This is a genomic window from Tamlana flava (assembly GCF_041287255.1).
Classification (GTDB): Bacteria; Bacteroidota; Bacteroidia; order Flavobacteriales; family Flavobacteriaceae; genus Tamlana; species Tamlana flava.
The window spans coordinates 622358-641218 of sequence record NZ_JBGGTX010000003.1 but is presented as its reverse complement, the minus strand read 5'-3'; the positions used below and the strand labels follow the sequence as shown (position 1 = coordinate 641218).

At 36.2% G+C, this 18861-nt stretch carries 18 protein-coding genes and 1 tRNA gene; 12 read left to right on the top strand and 7 right to left on the bottom strand.

Annotation, left to right across the window (positions count from 1 at the left end; all coding sequences use genetic code 11):
• Window positions 1-105: 105 nt before the first annotated feature.
• Both ACB104_RS11960 and ACB104_RS11955 read right to left on the bottom strand, forming a co-directional pair.
• Complete coding sequence (locus tag ACB104_RS11960; protein WP_370478986.1) at window positions 106-1230, bottom strand: glycosyltransferase family 2 protein; 1125 nt, start codon at window positions 1228-1230, stop codon at window positions 106-108.
• Window positions 1227-2201, bottom strand: coding sequence for a lysylphosphatidylglycerol synthase domain-containing protein (locus ACB104_RS11955; RefSeq protein ID WP_370478985.1), 975 nt, complete (start codon window positions 2199-2201; stop codon window positions 1227-1229). Before ACB104_RS11955 ends, ACB104_RS11960 begins: the two co-directional genes overlap by 4 nt.
• A 30-nt stretch (window positions 2202-2231) precedes the next feature.
• Between ACB104_RS11955 and ACB104_RS11950 the strand changes: the two genes are divergently transcribed.
• The 9 genes from ACB104_RS11950 (at window position 2232) to ACB104_RS11910 (ending at window position 8922) form a co-directional block, all read left to right on the top strand.
• Window positions 2232-2870, top strand: a complete 639-nt coding sequence (locus ACB104_RS11950) for an outer membrane beta-barrel protein (protein WP_370478983.1) — start codon at window positions 2232-2234, stop codon at window positions 2868-2870.
• Window positions 2867-3421, top strand: a complete 555-nt coding sequence (gene ruvC / locus ACB104_RS11945; RefSeq protein WP_370478981.1) for a crossover junction endodeoxyribonuclease RuvC — start codon at window positions 2867-2869, stop codon at window positions 3419-3421. Before ACB104_RS11950 ends, ruvC begins: the two co-directional genes overlap by 4 nt.
• Window positions 3421-4554: a radical SAM family heme chaperone HemW gene (hemW, locus tag ACB104_RS11940; RefSeq protein WP_370478979.1), complete on the top strand. Its 1134-nt coding sequence runs from the start codon at window positions 3421-3423 to the stop codon at window positions 4552-4554. The genes ruvC and hemW overlap by 1 nt, the downstream gene beginning before the upstream one ends.
• A complete protein-coding gene (locus ACB104_RS11935) occupies window positions 4551-5303 on the top strand; it encodes a cyclase family protein (protein WP_370478978.1) in 753 nt (250 codons plus the stop codon). The genes hemW and ACB104_RS11935 overlap by 4 nt, the downstream gene beginning before the upstream one ends.
• A complete protein-coding gene (locus ACB104_RS11930; RefSeq protein ID WP_370478976.1) occupies window positions 5304-5912 on the top strand; it encodes a DUF4230 domain-containing protein in 609 nt (202 codons plus the stop codon).
• 5 nt (window positions 5913-5917) lie between these two features.
• Complete coding sequence (locus tag ACB104_RS11925; protein ID WP_370478974.1) at window positions 5918-6283, top strand: MmcQ/YjbR family DNA-binding protein; 366 nt, start codon at window positions 5918-5920, stop codon at window positions 6281-6283.
• A 145-nt stretch (window positions 6284-6428) separates the two neighbouring features.
• Entirely contained in the window at window positions 6429-7259 is an 831-nt protein-coding gene (locus tag ACB104_RS11920; protein WP_370478973.1) for a hypothetical protein, read from the top strand.
• 161 nt (window positions 7260-7420) lie between these two features.
• Window positions 7421-8218 (top strand): hypothetical protein, encoded by a 798-nt coding sequence (locus ACB104_RS11915; protein ID WP_370478971.1) that lies wholly within the window; start codon window positions 7421-7423, stop codon window positions 8216-8218.
• Window positions 8219-8343: 125 nt separating this feature from the next.
• Entirely contained in the window at window positions 8344-8922 is a 579-nt protein-coding gene (locus tag ACB104_RS11910; RefSeq protein ID WP_370478970.1) for a PhnA domain-containing protein, read from the top strand.
• A gap of 170 nt (window positions 8923-9092) precedes the next feature.
• Here ACB104_RS11910 and ACB104_RS11905 read toward each other — a convergent pair whose 3' ends face one another.
• On the bottom strand, window positions 9093-9524 hold the full coding sequence (locus ACB104_RS11905; protein WP_370478968.1) for a YybH family protein: 432 nt from the start codon (window positions 9522-9524) through the stop codon (window positions 9093-9095).
• A gap of 249 nt (window positions 9525-9773) precedes the next feature.
• On the opposite strand from ACB104_RS11905, the gene ACB104_RS11900 reads away from it, so the two are divergent.
• Window positions 9774-10052, top strand: a complete 279-nt coding sequence (locus ACB104_RS11900) for an STAS domain-containing protein (RefSeq protein ID WP_370478966.1) — start codon at window positions 9774-9776, stop codon at window positions 10050-10052.
• 3 nt (window positions 10053-10055) lie between these two features.
• Here ACB104_RS11900 and ACB104_RS11895 read toward each other — a convergent pair whose 3' ends face one another.
• Entirely contained in the window at window positions 10056-11156 is a 1101-nt protein-coding gene (locus ACB104_RS11895) for a DUF4407 domain-containing protein (RefSeq protein WP_370478965.1), read from the bottom strand.
• 160 nt (window positions 11157-11316) lie between these two features.
• Here ACB104_RS11895 and ACB104_RS11890 point away from each other — a divergent pair, with 160 nt between their 5' ends.
• Window positions 11317-12519, top strand: coding sequence for an NAD(P)/FAD-dependent oxidoreductase (locus ACB104_RS11890; protein WP_370478963.1), 1203 nt, complete (start codon window positions 11317-11319; stop codon window positions 12517-12519).
• A 36-nt stretch (window positions 12520-12555) separates the two neighbouring features.
• On the opposite strand, the gene ACB104_RS11885 is transcribed toward ACB104_RS11890, so the two are convergent.
• Together ACB104_RS11885 and ACB104_RS11880 are read right to left on the bottom strand one after the other, a co-directional pair.
• A complete protein-coding gene (locus ACB104_RS11885) occupies window positions 12556-13416 on the bottom strand; it encodes a DMT family transporter (RefSeq protein WP_370478961.1) in 861 nt (286 codons plus the stop codon).
• Between the two features lie 102 nt (window positions 13417-13518).
• Window positions 13519-14907, bottom strand: coding sequence for a dipeptidase (locus tag ACB104_RS11880; RefSeq protein ID WP_370478960.1), 1389 nt, complete (start codon window positions 14905-14907; stop codon window positions 13519-13521).
• A gap of 99 nt (window positions 14908-15006) precedes the next feature.
• On the opposite strand from ACB104_RS11880, the gene ACB104_RS11875 reads away from it, so the two are divergent.
• Window positions 15007-15088 (top strand) — tRNA-Leu (locus ACB104_RS11875).
• Between the two features lie 95 nt (window positions 15089-15183).
• Here the strand turns inward: ACB104_RS11875 and ACB104_RS11870 are convergent.
• Window positions 15184-18849, bottom strand: a complete 3666-nt coding sequence (locus ACB104_RS11870) for an efflux RND transporter permease subunit (RefSeq protein WP_370478958.1) — start codon at window positions 18847-18849, stop codon at window positions 15184-15186.
• Between the last annotated feature and the right edge of the window lie 12 nt (window positions 18850-18861).

The following is an 18861-nucleotide window of genomic DNA, read 5'->3' as shown; positions in this document are numbered from 1 at the left end:
GTCATTGCGAACGTAGTGAAGCAATCTTAGACAGAGTTGTAGTGTTTTTGAGAAATTTCTTCGGTCGTTCCTCCCTCGTAATGACGCCCATTTTATATTTGGTAATTATTTTTTGAAAGTTCTACCCTTCCAAGTATAATTTGAAAACAGGGAGGCAAAGGCAACATAAACACTAAAAAACGGATATATGATAAACCCAAAAATGAAACTTCGTAAAGCTTCTTTTTGGTCAAAAAACGAGGCCGATTTATAAATTAAGTAGAAGTCGATATTGAATTTAATTATCATGATATAAATCCATGCCCGTAAAGAGAAAACATCAATAATTGAAAGTATAAATCCAACAATAATCAAAATATTCATCAGTAAAATGGTAAGCCCTGTAAATTTTCCCAACCAATTTTTGTAGGCACTTGCTTTGGCTGCCCATCTTATTCTTTGAGAGATTAGCGTTTTCCAACTTGGTTGTGAATTTGTTCTAACAATGCTGTGCTCGCATTTTAAATAATGAAGTTGTTTCGGATAGGATTTGGCTACTTTTTCAAGAAGGAATACATCATCGCCACTGGCTATTTTGGTGTTGCCTTCAAAACCATTTAGCGAATTAAAAATTTCTTTTTTATAGGCAAAGTTGGCCCCATTGCACAAAAACGGGTTTTTAATACCAAAACCACCAATGGTTGCCCCTTGCAGACTTAGCATGTCCAAAATTTGGAAACGATTTAAAAATGAGTTTTCATTGATGTAAGCAACAGGAGCAACAATACATAAAGCATCAGTTTTTTGAATGAATTCATCAAAGCTGTCCAGCCAATATTTGGGTAAAATGCAATCGGCATCTGTAGTTATAATCCAATCGTTTTTTGCTTTTTTAATTCCTGAGGTAATGGTATCCTTTTTTGGTGAACCAGTTGCTCTTTCATTTTTAATTAAGGTAAAATGGACTTTACTCTTTAAAAGTTGCCTCTTTATTATTTCAACTGAATTATCCTCGGAGGCATCATCAACAAAAATAATTTCAAAATATTTTTTTGGGTAATTTAATGCTTCAACCGATTGCAATAAACGAGGCAAATTTCCAGCTTCATTTCTAAAAGGAATGATGATTGAAAATCTAGTTTTTACTGGAACATCTTTTAAAGTAAATGTTTTTATTTTATCAAATCCGTAGATAAAACTTCCTATCAAAAATAAATAAGTAATGGTTATGATTATAGCAGCAAAGATCATGAATATTGATGTTTTTTTGGAAGTTTGAAATTCAGCACAAAATAACTTCCAACAATACTTGGAAGCACAAAATTAAATAGCCACATGATGGTTGTGATGCTCAAAATAACAACCTCATTAACTCCGGCAAACGAAAATAGGTAAATGGCAACACTGCCTTTTACGATAACATCAAAAATAAAAATTGAAGGAATTATAGAGGTCAGTAGGTACATGGATGTTATAACGGTCATCGCCTGAATATAACCAAAATCAACTGCAAAAGTTTGCAGCAAAAAGTAAAACTGAAATGAGAAAAGACCGTAGCGTAAAAATGAAAAAAGGCCCCCTTTTAGGAGGTTTTTTTTAGGAAATTTTAATAGGAAGGATTTCAATTTTTCCAATGGAACCCCTTTTATTGTAAATCTGCTTTTCGTAAATCCAAATCCAATTAAAGCAATTATGGTGAGCGCAATAAGTAATAATCTGCCAAGCTTTAAGTAATTAACTTCTGGATTGTAGGTTTTTATAAAAAAATATAAACCAGTTGTGCCAAGCAAAACAGTTACGCCCATTTGTAGCATATTGCCAATAAAATTTAGGAGCAGTATTTTTTTTTGCTCATCTTTAACAAAGTAAAGGGCTTTGGCACCGTATTCACCTATTCGATTTGGGGTTATTAATGATGCCGTTAATGAACCCAAACTTTGTTTTGCAGCCATTTTAAGACTTATTTTTTTAATTGGAGCAACCAAAGTTTGCCATTTCAAAATCTCAAAAAACCAATTAAAAATGCTTAAAATCAGCAAAAAAACGATTGATTTCAGTGAAAAAACCTTGCTTTTTGAAACAAAATCAACAAAAACGGAAAGTTTAAGCTCGTCGTTGTTGGCAAGTTTTTGATAAATAAAATAAAATGCACCAACCACAATGCTTAACTTGATGAGCACAAAAAAGAATTGTTTAGTTTTGTATGGTAGGCTGAACAGCATAGTTGCTACAAATTAAACCAATAATACTTTATGATTAAAAATTTAAATGGCAATACACGAATTTGGCTGGCCGTTATGTTGTTTTTCTATGCTTTTCCCGGAATGTCCCAAGGTGATACTAGTACGGTTAAGGCTCAGTTTGCCTTGGGTGTGAATAATCCGTCATCTAATGGATTTGTGAGTAACTTCGAGGCCAATTCCATAAACTTCCCCAGCATTAATCTAGGTTTGCAATATATGTTTATGCAGAAATTCGGTGCTAAATTGGATTATGGTTTTAACCGGTTTTCTAATGTTGATAACACGCCAGAGTTTAAAGTGAATTATTCGAGAATAAACTTGCAATTGGTTTATGATGCGTCAAATGTTATGAATTTCTCTAATAGACTAGGACTGTTTTTTCATGCTGGCCCTGGTTTTTCAATCCTTAAACCTTTAGGGGATTATACCGAAAATAATACCTCCTACCTCAATTTTTTGGGTGGTCTAGAGCTGCACTATGGTGTTTCAGACAAATTAACGGTGTATCTTGATACCTCATATATTCTGGGCTTCGGAAAAGAATTTAACCCCATTTCTGATGGTTTTGGGTCGTTTAACGGAGATATGTTAACCATAACCATTGGTGCATCTATTTCGCTTAGTGGTTGTTATTATTGTGGAGATTGATGAAAGAGCGCATTATTTTGGGAATTGACCCTGGAACAACCATTATGGGATTTGGACTGATAAAAGTGGTTGGAAAAACCATGCAATTCATCCAATTAAATGAGTTGGACTTAAAAAAATATGATGACCATTATTTAAAGTTGAAACATGTTTTTGAGCGTACAATAGAATTGATAGACACCCACAATCCAGACGAAATAGCCATAGAAGCCCCTTTTTATGGTAAAAATGTGCAGAGTATGTTAAAGTTGGGGCGTGCACAAGGTGTGGCTATGGCCGCAGGTTTGAGTAGAGAAATACCCATTACCGAATATTTGCCCAAAAAGATTAAGATGGCCATTACAGGCAATGGAAATGCCAGTAAAGAGCAGGTGGCAAAAATGCTGCAAAATTTATTGGGACTAAAATCCTTGCCTAAAAATCTGGATGCTACTGATGGTTTGGCAGCAGCCGTTTGTCATTTTTATAATTCCGGGCGTATCGACGTCGGTAAAAGTTATTCTGGGTGGAGTGCGTTTGTGAAGCAGAATGAAGACCGGGTGAAAAAATAATGGCTGGCATCTACATCCATATCCCTTTTTGCAAACAAGCTTGCCATTATTGCGATTTTCATTTTTCAACGTCTTTAAAAAAGAAAGATGAACTTATTCAATGTTTAGCAAAGGAAATAGTTTTAAGGAAAGATGAGCTCCGAAACGAAACGATTGAAACCATTTATTTTGGTGGTGGAACACCTTCTTTGTTGACAATTGACGAATTGGAATTATTGATTGATGGGGTTTATAAAAACTATAATGTAGTTACAAACCCAGAAATTACTTTAGAAGCCAACCCAGACGACTTAACACCTAAACACTTAAACGCATTGACAAATACGCCAATAAACAGGTTAAGCATAGGCATACAATCTTTTTTTCAACGCGATTTAAAACTCATGAACCGGGCGCATAATGCCGATGAAGCCAAAACATGTTTATCTTTAGCCACTCAGTATTTTGATAATATTTCAGTTGATTTAATCTACGGCATTCCAGGGCTAAGCAATGAGGAATGGATTGAAAATATTGAAACAGCATTGTCATACAACATACAGCATATTTCCTGTTATGCCTTAACCGTAGAACCAAAAACGGCATTGGAAACATTTATTAAAAAGGGTATTGTTGAAAATGTAGATGATGCATTGGCGCAAGATCAGTTCAATTTATTGGTCCAAAAATTAGAAGCCGAAGGATTTATAAATTATGAGCTTTCCAATTTTGGAAAACCCAATTATTTCAGCAAAAACAATTCGGCGTATTGGCAAGGAAAACCCTATTTGGGCATTGGCCCATCAGCACATTCATTTGATGGAGATAGCCGCAGTTGGAACATAAGAAACAATTCAAAATATATAAAAAGCATACAACAGTATATTTTGCCCATGGAAACTGAAGTTCTAACGGTTACTGATAAGTATAATGAATACATCATGACTGGCCTCCGGACTATTTGGGGTGTTTCCCTTAGGAAAGTAGAAACTGAATTCGGAAAAAATTATAAAGATTATCTTTTAAGGCAATCAGAAATTTATATTAACCAACATTTATTGTATATTGAGGATAGCAAAATTTTAACAACAAAAAGGGGGAAGTTTTTAAGTGATGGCATTGCTTCCAGCCTTTTTAAAATTAATTTATCTTGATAACAACCATACAATACAATTCCAGAAAACTTCAAATAGATTTATCAAAACCTTTGGATATTTCCATGCCGCTTCAAGCTTCGGAAAACAATGTAAATGCCTGGTACGTTGGCCCACCCAAGATTGAACCTGAGAAAGATGGCGATTGGATGGCCAGTGTTGCAGAGGGGGCAAGTATAAATTTCAACAATATTTATTTCAATCCGCATGCTCATGGAACACACACTGAATGTGCCGGCCATATTACCGAAAAAGTACATTCCATAAACCAAAACTTAAAGCAGTTTTTCTTTTTGGCTGAAGTTATTACGGTGGCTCCCGAACGTTTAAAAGACGATATGGTAATTTCTAAAAAACAAATTCAGTTTGCTCTGGGAAACAAAAAGCGGGACGCTATAGTAATCAGGACTTTACCAAACACTAGAAAGCAAAAATGTTCCATGCAATACTCAAACACAAACTGGCCATATCTGTTAAATGATGCTGTGGAATATCTGGTTTCAAAAAACATTAAACATTTGCTTATAGATTTACCTAGTATAGATAGAGAAAAAGATGATGGAGAACTGGCAGGACACAATACATTCTGGAACACCAAAGGGAAATTGAGGTTGGATGCCACCATCACCGAATTTATCTATTTGTCTAATAAAATAAAGGACGGCGAGTATTTTTTAAATTTACAAGTAGCACCTTTTGAAAATGATGCATCGCCAAGTAGACCAGTTTTATTTGAAATTAATGAATAAATGGAAACATTTTTAGGCATTATAATTGGCGCTTTGGTATGCTTGGGTGTTGTAACCTACCTGAGGTCGATTAAAAAGAAGCAGCTAGTAAAAGCGCAATCTGCCATACTTTTAGATAAGATAAAAAAGGTGTGCAAGTTCATTACTGTGGAAGGCGACTTTGCTGAAATTTACCATTATGAAGATGTTAAGGAACGCTTTTTAAAACTTATTTCCAGTAAAAAAAAGGCGTTAGTGGTTATAAATGCAAAGGCTCATGTAGGGTTTGATTTGTCTAAGATTGAACTGAAAGCCGACAATGAGAACAAAAAGATTTTTTTAGAACATTTCCCGCAACCAGAAGTTTTGTCTATTGAAACCGATTTGAATTATTACGACAAATCGGATGGCTTTTTCAACAAATTTGAAGCGGCCGATTTAACAGGATTACACAATGAGGCGAAAATGCATATCCAGGAAAAAATTCCAGAAAGTGGTTTGATTCAGGTAGCGCAGCAAGAAGCTTTAGAGGCAATTTTGCTCATTGAAACCATTGTCGAGACTATTGGTTGGAAATTGGACTATTCTGCGTTAAAGATTGAAGAAGGCAACACAAAAAAATTAAAGTAATTATCGTGAACATCGAGCAAATTTGTGAATACTGCCTTAGTAAAAAAGGAACCACTGAAGATTTTCCTTTTGATGAAGATACTTTGGTCTTTAAGGTTTTGGGCAAAATGTTTGCATTAACATCATTAAAATCTTGGGAACGTGGTGAAGCAGCCATAAACTTAAAAGCCGACCCTGATTATTCACAAGAACTTCGTGCCGAATATAAGAGCATTCGCCCAGGTTACCACATGAGCAAAAAACATTGGAACACACTTTACCTTCATGAAGGCGAACTTCAGCCACAGTTCATTAAAGAACTTATAGACCACTCCTATAACATGGTCGTAAGAGGACTATCTAAAAAGATTCAGCAGACCCTAAAGCAATAAAAATCAATTAATTCAAAGAGGGTCAATTTTTTATTGTATATTTATAGAACTCTCAATTCCTAATTACAATAGCCCAGACATATTATCCCAGATCTTAAAGTTTTAATTAATTAACCAATATAATAACTATTAATTCTTTCAGATTATGAAAACAATCAACCGATTATTCTCAACATTGGCTGTTATGCTATTGTTGTTCAACTATTCAATTATTTCCGCACAGGAAGAGGCCCCGAAAATGCCAGAGTACATTGCCGTAACTACGATGCATTGGAACATGGACAAGGAAGACTTTAAAATGGACGAATGGAAAGCTGTTGAAAAAGAGTATTTAGATAAAGTAACCAAAAAGAATGAATACATCTTGGGAGCTTCTACTTATTTACACGAATTCACTCCCGATAATACGGAGCTAATCTATGTCCAAACATTTGCCTCTTGGGATGATATGGGAAAATTTGCAGATAGAAATTTTGAACTTGCTAAAGAGGCATGGCCAGATAAAGAAGCCAGACAAGCTTTTTTTGACAATCGTTTTTCCTATTACGCCAATGAGCATTCCGATGAAATTTATGCGCCACTAAAAGGGGCTAAACTAATGGCAGAAGCGCCAACAAAAGACTTGCTTTGTTATGTTAGAAAAGTACATTTTGCATTTCCAGAAGATGGCTCGCAAGAAGAGTTCAATAAAATGAGATTAGAATATATTGAAAAGGTCATCAATAAAAATGAATATATCAAAGCGTTTTATCCACATGTACATGCTTGGGGTTCGGATAGAACAGAGGGTCTACTAGCATTTTTTATTGAATCTTGGGCAGATCTGGATAAGATGTATGATAGAAACCAAGAACTTATGAAAGAGGCTTGGCCGGATGAAGCCGAAAGAAAAGCGAGAGGAAAAGCTTGGAGCAACTATTTTACCGGGGTTCATGAAGATTATATGTATAAATGGATTCATGAACTATCAAAATAACAATATATCCTTAAATCATAAAATGGATGCTTTGGCATCCATTTTTTATTGTATATTTATAGAACTCTCAATTCCTAATTATAATAGCCCATGCATATTACCCCTAAATCTTAAAGTTTTAATTAATTAACCAATATAATAACTATTAATTCTTTCAGATTATGAAAACAACCAATCAATTATTTGTGGCAATGCTAACGCTGCTTTTATTTTTTAACAGTCCCCTATCTTTTGCGCAAGACGACGCAAAAAGGCCTATGTACATTTCGGTAACCACGACATATTGGAGTGATGATTACAAAGGCACCCCAGAGGAATGGAGGGCAATAGAAAAGGAATACATGGAGAAGGTGACCAAAAAGAATGAATTCATCATGTGGACCGGCTATTTTAGACATCTTTTTACAGACAACAGCAACGAAGTTATTTATGCCCAGACTTATCCAAATTGGGATGCGATAGATAAAGCTGCAGCAAGAAATGCAGAACTTGAAAAAGAAGCTTGGCCTGATAAAGAAGCGCGTGAAGCATTTTTAAAGAAGATGAATTCTGCCTATACAGTTTATCATTCTGATGAAATTTACGCTACCATGCCTGGAGCCAAAGAATTGGAAGGCGGGATTACAGAAGATATGATTTTATATGTGCGCCAAAATAAAATGGCATTTCCCGAAGATGGAAGCATGGACGAGTGGGAGGCACTGCATAAAAAAGTGTTTGAAAATGTGATTAGTAAGAATGAATATGCTAAGGCTTACTATCCAGAAAGACACGCTTGGGGTTCCGATAAACGTGATTTTAATGAAGTTATTTATGTAGATTCTATGTGTGATTTAGAGAAGATGTTTGATAAATATATGGAATTGATGAAAACAGCATTGACTGAAGACGAGCGCAAAGCCTATAATAAGTATTTTGGTCATCATGGTGATTATTTATACATTCCAATTAGGTTTTAATTTAATGATATATGAAATTTAATTTGAAAGGATGTCTTCAAAGACATCCTTTTTGTTTTTGAAACATAGATAGTTTGTGAGCGTAGCTATTTAAACGTATTATTGCACCGTTAAAAAATATTGTAATGAGCGTTTTGCAAACACTAAAGGATAGAAGTAATAATAGCTGCGAATTATGCGGTTCAAATGAAGGTTTAAGCCAATATACCATTCCGCCATCATTGAATGAAAATGTGGCAAATGATGTTTTGGTTTGTGAAACTTGTCTAAATCAAATAAATGGTGATTCAGAAATTGACCCAAATCATTGGCGATGCTTAAACGATAGTATGTGGAGCGAACATGTTGCCGTGCAAATTATGGCATGGCGCATGTTGCAAAGGCTTCGCAATGAAGGATGGCCAAAAGATTTGCTGGACATGATGTATCTAGATGATGATGCCTTGACCTTGGCCCGTGCAACCGGAGAAGACAAAGACGAAAGTGAAAAAATAATTCACCGCGATACGAACGGCGTTGTTTTGGAAAATGGCGACTCGGTTGTGCTGGTTAAAGATTTAAAAGTAAAGGGTTCTAGCATGGTTGCCAAACAAGGCACCGCCGTGCGCAACATTCGCTTAGATCATGAAAACGCTAAGTACATTGAGGGTAAAGTTGACGGGCAACAAATAGTCATTATAACCGATTTCGTTAAAAAGACTTAGTCAGAATCCTTCTTTTTAAACAGCCCAAAACCTAAAGGGAACATAAATACTAGAAAAAGATACCTGCCTGTGACCAAACCAAAAATGGTTATGGCCGCTAAAATGACCATGAGTGTTATTTTGTATTCATATTTCACCTTCAAACTGGATGTCGTTTTAGATAAGGAGTTTTAGGTTGAGGTGTCGACAATAATTTTCCACTCACCATTAATCTTTTTAAAAACCAGCATAAAAATACCATCGGCGTTGCCAATGTCCCTTTTAATGTGGTATTCTCCCAAAACATAATAAGCCCTGTCACTTATTTGGGTAACATCATTTATCCTGAAGCTTAATTTTCCAGTGTGCGCTTCTGTTGGGTAGGCTTTTTGGTAGCGCTCTAAAGTATCATGCCAACCGTATACAACTCCACGATTGCTATAAAATTTAAGCGAATCGCTTTTCCAATAGCCTTCCATATATTCTTTCAAATTATTGTTAGACCACGCAATGCGTTGCTTTTTTAATACCTTGTTAATATCCTTTATATCATCTTCTATTGTAGTTTGGGAAAAACTGTTTGAAGCACATACGAAGCATAACAATAAAGCCAATTTTTTCATAGGGTATGAATATAGGGGTTATTTCAATTCTCATTTTAAATTTCACTTATTGGGTAAAAGTAACAAAATCTGTTTATTGTAAAACGTCACTCATCGATGAAATTGACATAGCGTTTGTTTTTATCCAAAGTAAAAATCTATTTGTCGAAAAAATTGCACTAGAAAAATATCAGTTTTATACATTTAGATTACACTCAAGTAATTGCTCTCCCTCAAGTTTATTATTAAATCAATTAAAAACATTATGCTATGGATTTAAAAATTACCAATTGCAACAACTTCTTTAAAATTAAAGGGACTTTAAACAAAAGTAACTTAAAGCTTTTCCACAGAGAATTTAAGAACGTTTTTGAAAAATTAAATGATATTACCATAAACATCCAAGATGTTGTAGGTATGGATAAATATGGAGTTGAAGCCATTGTTCAACTTCATAATGAAGCTTTGGTGAAAAACAAAAGACTTTCTATAGTTGCTTTTGGTTGTAAAGAGTTGTACGACCATTTTAAAACTGACACCGCAGCTTAAAATTTATAATACGTTTTTCTGTTTTTTATAGAAGGCATCTGCTTGCAGCTGCATGAGCTCTCTCGCTTTTTTACGCTTGTAGTTGTAAAGTTCGTCTTCACGTTCAATATCGCTATAAATGCGGTCGTTTAGAGCGTAATCGGTTTTTAACATGGTCTGTTGCTGATTTTTATTCTGCAACAGGTTTGTTTTTATGGCCGATTCATGGTCTTCCAATTTAAAATCATAAGCACCTTTGGGCGATACTAGTTTGGCAAAAATCGGTGATGTTTCAATGGCTAAAAACAGCAAGAATATAAATAATGAAGGCAACCAAGGTAATTTGCCCAGTGCATTAACGCGGGCCATTAAACCATCAAAATTATTTATTATGGGCTGGGTATTCAAAACCTCGGCATCATAATCGTTTTTAAGTTGTACAATTTGGGTTTCAATACTGTTGATTTTTGCCTTATTTTCTTCTTTAAGTTGATTGAGTTCTGCCAAAAGCGTATCGTGTTTATCACGTTTTTCCTTATACACAGGGCCTTTGCCCAATAATTTTGTACCAGCCGTGCCTTCTGCTTCGGCAATGTATGTGTCATACAATTGGTTTACTTCTGCTTCTTTGTTGGTTATTTCATTTTGAAGTCGGTTAATGTCGCCTTGGAGTGATGCAATAGTTGGGTCAAACTGTTTGGCAATTTGAGTTTTATTGGAAAGGGTCATGTCATTTTTCTGCTCCAGCAATACTTGATTGATCTCTTTTTCGAAAATTTTAAGTTCCAATGGTTTTGAAATAACCACTGCTATTATTATCGCTAAAATAATTCTTGGCGACGCTTGAATAAGTTCATCAATAACATTCCCCGTCTTTTTTATGGTTGAAACAATGTAACGGTCTAGATTAAAAATAAGCAAGCCCCAAATAAATCCGAAAAAAATGGCTGTGAACAAATTATCAAAAACGGTATAAAGAGCATAACTGGCGGCAATGAATGCCATGATTGCTGTAAAGAAAACTGTGGCGCCAATACCAGCATATTTGTTTTGTTCGCCAACGGAACAATCCTTTAAAATATCAGTATCTGCACCCGAGCAGATGATAAAAAAACGCTTAAGCATACTATGTGATTTGATTGATGATTGACTATTAGAACGTCAAGACAATCAATTTGTTACATTTAATGGCTTATTATTTTAGTTTTTAAGTTGTTATGTCACATTTGTAACGTTCTATATTTGGCGATGGAGTTAACTTTGTACTATATTAAAATCAATAATCATGACAACAACAGTAGTAGTAGGAGGAAACTTTGCAGGTATGACTGCAGCCCTCGAGATTAAGCGTAAAGGAAAAGACCAACATAAGGTTATTATGATTGATAAATCGCCCTTGTTTTTGTTTATTCCATCATTAATATGGGTGCCATTTGGAAGACGTAACATAAAAGATATTTCATTTAGAAAAGATGAAATACTTAAAAAGAAAGGCGTTGATTTTTTAGTTGCTGAAGCATTAAAGGTAGACACTAAAAAACAGGAGGTTATAACGGATAAAGGATCAGTGCATTATGACCATTTGGTAATTGCCACTGGGCCAAAGGTAAAATATGATGTGGCTCCAGGTGTTGAAGAATATGCCCACTACATTGGAACACCAAATGGTGCCATGAAAACACGTGAAGCCCTAGAAAACTTTAAGGAAAACCCTGGCCCAATAGTAATTGGTGCAACACAAAATGCTGGTTGTATGGGCGCAGCTTACGAGTTTTTGTTCAATATTGAAAAGTGGCTTAGAGAGCAAAAAATCAGAAAAAAAGTAGATTTATACTGGATTACTCCTGAAACATTTTTAGGACATTTTGGTATTGATGGAATGACAGGTGGTGAGACTATGTTAAAATCTTTTATGAAGATGTTCAACATTCATTACAGAACCGAGGTAGGCGTAAAAGAAGTTTTAAAGGATAAAGTAATTTTAACAACAGATGAAGAGTTGCCAAGTAACTTTACCATGTTAATGCCGCCATTTTTAGGTGTAGAGTTTGTTAAAAATTCACCAGAACTTAATGCAACTGCTACTGGTTATATCCCTGTAACAGATGATTACAGACATGTTAGCTTACCTAATGTTTGGGCTGCTGGTATTGCCGTAGATGTTAAGTTGCCATTTAAACCTGGCAAAGTTCCTTTCTCTGGTCCAAAAACGGGCTACCCGTCTGATGAAACAGGTAAAATTGTTGCAGAAAACATTATAAGAGTAACCAAAGGTAAAACTAAGTTGAAGAAAAAAGCTTGGGGAAAAATACCTGGAATATGTGTTATGGATGCTGGTAAAAAAGAGGTTATCATTTTAAGCGATAAACTTTTCAAACCTAGAAATTTTGCAATCATGATACCTAATGTATTCTATGATTTTTCAAAGGTGTTGTTTGAAAAATATTTCCTTTGGAAAACGCGAAAAGGCTATTCTTACTTACCATAAGCAATAAAAAAGCCATCATTTTTGATGGCTTTTTTATTATTTGTTTCTAGAGCGTACACTTTCAATAACAACCGTTAAAAGAATTAAGGAGCCTCCCAAATAAGTGTTTGCGGTTGGAATTTCATTGAGAAAAATAAAGGCAATAATAATCCCGAAAATGGGCTGAACACTATTGATGATGCTTGCTGTGCTTACTGAAAAATGCTTTAAACTATTTACTAATAGTGTGTGTCCGATTGCTGTTACCACAAGAGCTAACAGAAGAACATAAGGGTATTGGCTGGCAATATTTGAGGTATCCATAAAAAATAGGACAGGAAAAAGTATAACGGTTAATATGCTAGTTTGATATAGCATGATGCTTGTTGCATTGTAATTATTCGTCAGTTTTTTGGAAATAATATTGCGAACGGCATAGCACAATGCCGATAGCAAACCGAACAGGATACCCTGAAAACGGGTGTTCTCTAAGCTGAATTCTGGTGCTAAAATATACATGCCAATTAAAACCATAATTCCCAAAAGGATGTAAATGGGGTCGAACTTTACTTTGATAAAAAGTGGCTCTAAAAAGGCGGTAAATATGGGGAACACAAATAAAGATAACATGCCAATAGCAACGTTTGAGAGTTTAAGCGCGTAGAAATAAAATAGCCAATGCCCTCCCATTAAAAGTCCACTTGAGAAGATGGCAAGGGCATCTTGTCGTGAATCGATTTTTAAATTGAATTTTTTGTAAACACAAAACCCTAACAAGAATATTGCGCCCAAAATAGAACGCCACCACACAACAACTGGTGTCGGCATATCAATAAACTTGCCCAACGCGCCAGAAGCACTTATAAAAAGTGTCGCTATAGCAAGTTGAATAAGATGGGTGCTATGTTGATCTTTCAAAAGGTTGGAATTTGCGTTAGCGATTTTAATGGTTAGCTTTTACGAGGTGAGCATCGAGTCAAAACTATTAGTGAAAATGCAACACTTATGGTAATGCTGTTATTATTTAAATGATTCCGCAAAATATTTGTAAAAATGCGGAATGGTTTCAATGCCTTTTAGATAGTTCCAAATGCCAAAATGTTCATTAGGGGAGTGAATGGCATCGCTGTCCAGGCCGAAGCCCATCAAAATGGTTTTGCTTTTAAGTTCCTGCTCGAAAAGGGCAACAATAGGAATGCTGCCACCACTTCGCTGTGGAATTGGGGCTTTGCCAAATGTTACTTCATAGGCTTTACTGGCGGCTTGGTAGCCAATGCTATCTATTGGGGTTACATAGCCTTGCCCACCATGGTGGGGCTTGACTTTAACCTTAACGCCTTTTGGAGCGATGGCCATAAAATGCTTGGTAAACAATTTGGTGATTTCCTCCCAATCTTGATGAGGTACCAAGCGCATGGATATTTTTGCGTACGCTTTGCTTGCAATCACCGTTTTTGCGCCTTCACCAATATAACCGCCCCAAATGCCATTAACATCCAAGGTTGGGCGAATGGAGTTTCGCTCGTTGGTAGTATAGCCCGTTTCGCCGTAAACGGCATCGATGTCCAGTGCTTTTTTGTAAGCATCCAAACTAAAAGGGGCTTTGGCCATTTCTGCGCGTTCTTCTTTGCTTAGTCCTTCAACCTTATCATAAAAACCGGGAATGGTAATGTGGTTGTTTTCGTCGTGAAGTGAAGCAATCATTTTGGTTATAATATTGATAGGATTAGCAACGGCACCACCGTAAAGACCAGAATGTAAGTCACGGTTTGGGCCAGTGACTTCAACTTCAACATAACTCAAGCCCCTTAAACCAGTGGTAATTGACGGCACATCTTTAGCTATCATTCCAGTATCTGAAATAAGAATTACATCATTTTTTAATTTTTTCTGATTGTTTTTTACAAAAGTGGCTAGGTTGGCACTGCCTACTTCTTCTTCACCCTCAATCATGAATTTTACGTTGCATGGCAGCTGGTTTGTTGAAGTCATGAATTCCATGGCTTTTACGTGCATGTACATTTGCCCTTTGTCATCACAAGCACCTCGCGCAAAAATGGCACCATCAGGATGCAAAGCGGTGCTTTTTATAATGGGTTCAAATGGAGGGGAGTCCCATAAATTCAAAGGGTCTGGTGGTTGCACGTCGTAGTGCCCATATACCAAAACGGTTGGCAAATTTTTATCTATTATTTTTTCGCCGTAAACGATTGGATAGCCATCTGTTGGGCAGATTTCAACAATATTACAACCAGCTTCCTCTAAACTTAATTTAATGGCATCGGCAGTTTTAAGTACATCATTTTTATATGCTGAATCAGCACTGATTGATGGTATTTTCAGTAATTCAATAAGCTCGTTTAAAAAGCGGTCTTTGTGTTCTTTTATGTAAGATTTTATGTTTTCCATGAAGTCTTTGATGTTACTTTTCAAAAGTATAAAAAAAGAATGTTTTTAATAAATTGCTATTTGCAATTTAAAAATCTTGTTTATATTTGCAGTCCTTTTGCGGGCGTGGTGGAATTGGTAGACACGCTAGACTTAGGATCTAGTGCCGCGAGGTGTGGGAGTTCGAGTCTCCCCGCCCGCACAACAACAGGATATTAAGCTTCTCATTTTGGGAAGCTTTTTTGTTTTATAAATAAAAGCCCCGAAAATTGTCGGGGCTTTAAACTTTTATGAAACTCAATTTTCATTTGTATCTTGATTGTCTCCATTTCTAAATCTTATTTTGGCACGATTTAGTAAGTAGAACATGGTCGGTACGATGATCAAGGTCAAGAACGTTGCGAACGATAACCCGAAAATAATGGTCCACGACATTGGTTTCCAGAAAATGTTGTTGTCTCCTCCAATATAAATTTGAGGGTCAAATTCTGTGAATAACGTAAAGAAATTCAGGTTCAATCCAACTGCCAAAGGAATCAGCCCTAAAATAGTTGTTATAGCGGTCAACAATACAGGGCGTAAACGGTTGGTTCCGGCTGCTACAATAATATCGCGGTACTGTTCTCTGGTCAATAATTCACTTTTTTCCATATTTAATTCGTTCTTCTTCCTATCAATCAGTAACTGTGTGTAATCAATAAGTACAATGGCATTGTTTACCACAATTCCGGCCAACGATATAATACCCATCATGGTCATCATCACAACAAAATCCATTTGGAAAATTACCAATCCAAACAATACACCAATAAAACTGAGTACGATTGCCACAAAAATGATAAATGGTTTTGATATGGAGTTAAATTGCGCCACTATAATCAAAAGAATCAAGAACATAGCAATGACCAAGGCTTTGGATAAAAAGGCCATGTTTTTTGCCATTTCTTCCTGCTCTCCAGTAAAATTATACGACATGCCACTTGGGAGGTCGTAATTTTTCATGGATTCCTGAATTTTCTGAACAATTTCAGTGGCATTGAACCCCTCTAAGACGTTAGAATAAATGGTTATTACACGCTTTAAATCCTTACGTTTTATGGAGCTGAACGTTGCAATGTTTTTGGTTTCAACCAAGGTTGACAATGGAATTTTTTTAAGTTTCCCGGTGTTGTCCCTAAAGGTGATATTTTGGTTGAATAATGCGTTTTTGTTGTATCTGCTCTCACCATCGAAACGGACGAAAACATCATAATCATCTTCACCATCTTTATAGGTAGAAGCATTAAAGCCATAAATTGCAGAACGAAGTGCTTGACCCACTTGTGCCGTAGAAACACCTAGTTCACCAGCTTTTTCACGATTAACAAGCACTTCCATTTCAGGTTTGTTCTCGTTAACATCAAGGTTTAGGTCTTCAATCCCAGGGATGTTTTGCTCGTCGATAAATGATTGGATATTCTTCGCTTCTGTTAAAAGCTCTTTGTAATCTTCCCCTTTTAACTCGATGTTGATGGGATATCCAACAGGAGGCCCGTTTTGGTCTTTTTCGGCTATGATGCTCACGCCAGGAAAACCTTGTACAGCATCTCGTATTTCAGACAACACATCAGAACTGCTAATTTTATTGCCTTCTTGGTCAAACCTGTATTTAAACTGCCTGAACAAAACGGTTACTTTACCCTTGTTTGGCATTTCGTTTTGTGAAGGGCCATCGGTAAAAGGGTTTCCAGAACCTTCGCCAACTTGGGAAATAATCGTTTCTGCCATGTAGTTGTATGGTTCGCCATCTTTTTCATATTCGTATTTATCCAATACTTTGTAAACGCGTTGCTCCACTTTTTTAGTGAGCTCATTAGTTTTTTCAATATCGGTGCCCTCTGGAAATTCTATGTATACAATGGCTTGATTGGGCTGGTTGTCTGGGAAAAACAATGTTTTTGGGGTTGAAATACCAAAAACGATAAAGGCTAAAATCAACAACCCAAATGTTCCAAATACATAGATGTAAGCATATTTACCTTTCAGAGCTGTATATAGCTGATTTTGGTATAATTTTTCAATTTTTGGCAGGGTTTTAAACTGAAAGTTTTTTGATGCCGGTATTAACAGATATTTAAAAAACCAAAGCGAAATGGATGTAAAAACAAATAAGTTACCAAACCCAACCAATGCCTTTGGCCCGCCAACAAACCCTAAAATTGTGAATAAAATACCTATGGCCATCAAGCCTAAGCCTCGTTTTAGCATTTTGGTTTTGCTTCTATCAAGCCAGCCCAAAAAGGTCATAACCAAAGCGCCTAAAAAAACTATTAAACCTAGAATCTGAAAAATAATGTGCGTTTCAAAAATTCCAGATATCAATAAAAGAATCCCAAAGGCTAACAGAGCAACACTTATTTTAATAAGTGATTTTCTTGACATGACTTCTTCTTCTGTCTTCATAAGCACTGAGGTCAATGTGGAATTTATGACCAATGCAACAAACAGTGAAGAGAAAAGTACGGTAGAAAGTGTTAATGGGAAATAAATCATGAATTTGCCCATAATACCCGGCCAAAAGCCAAGAGGTAAAAAAGCCGCAAGAGTAGTTGCCGTTGAAGCAATAATTGGCCAAGCAATTTCGCCAACACCCTGTTTGGCGGCTTCCATTCTTGGAACCCCTTCATCCATAAGTCTGTAAACGTTCTCAACTACCACAATCCCATTGTCTACCAACATACCCAGCCCCATAACCGTTGCAAACAAAACCATGGTGTTAAGCGTAATGTTCATGCCTAAGCCATCACCAACCACGGGTAAGATTAAAAATGATAACAGAATGGAAAGTGGAATAGCTATACCAACAAAAAGGGCGTTTCTAAAGCCTAAAAAGAACATCAAAACACTAACAACCAAAATAACACCAAAAATGATGCTGTTTTCCAATTCAGCAACTTGGTCTTCTGTTCTAGTCGATTCGTCACTAGTAATTGAAACGTTTAAATTGTCTGGAAGGTAGGTTGCTTTCGCTTCAGGTAAGTGATCTCTAATTTTATCCATGGCATCAATCATGTTTTCGCCACTTTTCTTTTTGATGCTCAACATGACTACGGGCTTACCAAATTCCCTGGCGTAGGTTGTGGCATCTTTTTGCCTGAAGTTTATGGCGGCAATATCCCTTAAGTAAACTGCACCATTGTCTTCTTTTACAACAATGTTTGCCAATTCCTCTGGTTTATCAATTTCACCAATAACACGAATGTTTCTTCGTAACCCATTTTCAATAACATTGCCCCCAGAGATGGTTAGGTTTTCATTTTGAATAGACCCTATTATTTGATTGAAACTTACTTCGGCTGCCGTCATCTTAAAGGCATCTATGGCTACTTCTACCTCTTTGTTTTGAACACCTAAAACCGCGGCCTCTTTTATTTCTGGAAAATCTTCAATATGGTCTTGAAGGTCTTCAGCAAAATCTTTTAACTGCTCGGCCGTGTAATTTCCAGTTAGGTTTAATTGGGCAATGGGCATCATTTCAGAAATGTCCATGTCAAAGGCATTTGGCTCTACTTTTGCACCACCATCCATGGTTGGCCAATCCTGCTCTGCGGTTACCATGTCAATTTTGTCCTTAATCTTTATTTTGGCATCGTCAGTAGGAATAGATTCTTCAAACTCAACGGTAATAATGGAGTAATCCTGTAAGGACGTTGAGGTTATTTTGGTAACCCCTGTAATATCATTAATCTCTTCTTCCAAAGGTTTGGTAATGAGTTTCTCAACATCTTCCGCGGAGTTTCCAGGAAAAACTGAACTGACATATATCTTGGATTCTACGACTTCTGGAAAAGACTCTCTAGGCAGGGTAGAATACGAAATCAATCCGCCCAAAAGTACAATGGCAATAATGACAAATACCGTCATTGGGTTATCAATGGACCAATTGGAAAGTCCGAAATATTTTTTCGCTTGATTATTTTTCATGCTTTTGGTTGA

Excerpts from the sequence above, each read along its gene's own strand:
- ACB104_RS11960 (WP_370478986.1), bottom strand. The coding sequence starts at position 1,230 with ATGATCTTTGCTGCTATAATCATAACCATTACTTATTTATTTTTGATA.
- ACB104_RS11915 (WP_370478971.1), top strand. The coding sequence starts at position 7,421 with ATGAAAACAACCAATCAATTATTTGTGGCAATGCTAACGCTGCTTTTA.
- ACB104_RS11905 (WP_370478968.1), bottom strand. The coding sequence starts at position 9,524 with ATGAAAAAATTGGCTTTATTGTTATGCTTCGTATGTGCTTCAAACAGT.
- ACB104_RS11895 (WP_370478965.1), bottom strand. The coding sequence starts at position 11,156 with ATGCTTAAGCGTTTTTTTATCATCTGCTCGGGTGCAGATACTGATATT.
- ACB104_RS11900 (WP_370478966.1), top strand. The coding sequence starts at position 9,774 with ATGGATTTAAAAATTACCAATTGCAACAACTTCTTTAAAATTAAAGGG.
- ACB104_RS11930 (WP_370478976.1), top strand. The coding sequence starts at position 5,304 with ATGGAAACATTTTTAGGCATTATAATTGGCGCTTTGGTATGCTTGGGT.
- ACB104_RS11920 (WP_370478973.1), top strand. The coding sequence starts at position 6,429 with ATGAAAACAATCAACCGATTATTCTCAACATTGGCTGTTATGCTATTG.
- ACB104_RS11950 (WP_370478983.1), top strand. The coding sequence starts at position 2,232 with ATGATTAAAAATTTAAATGGCAATACACGAATTTGGCTGGCCGTTATG.
- ACB104_RS11955 (WP_370478985.1), bottom strand. The coding sequence starts at position 2,201 with ATGCTGTTCAGCCTACCATACAAAACTAAACAATTCTTTTTTGTGCTC.
- ACB104_RS11870 (WP_370478958.1), bottom strand. The coding sequence starts at position 18,849 with ATGAAAAATAATCAAGCGAAAAAATATTTCGGACTTTCCAATTGGTCC.
- ACB104_RS11890 (WP_370478963.1), top strand. The coding sequence starts at position 11,317 with ATGACAACAACAGTAGTAGTAGGAGGAAACTTTGCAGGTATGACTGCA.
- ACB104_RS11880 (WP_370478960.1), bottom strand. The coding sequence starts at position 14,907 with ATGGAAAACATAAAATCTTACATAAAAGAACACAAAGACCGCTTTTTA.
- ACB104_RS11910 (WP_370478970.1), top strand. The coding sequence starts at position 8,344 with ATGAGCGTTTTGCAAACACTAAAGGATAGAAGTAATAATAGCTGCGAA.
- hemW (WP_370478979.1), top strand. The coding sequence starts at position 3,421 with ATGGCTGGCATCTACATCCATATCCCTTTTTGCAAACAAGCTTGCCAT.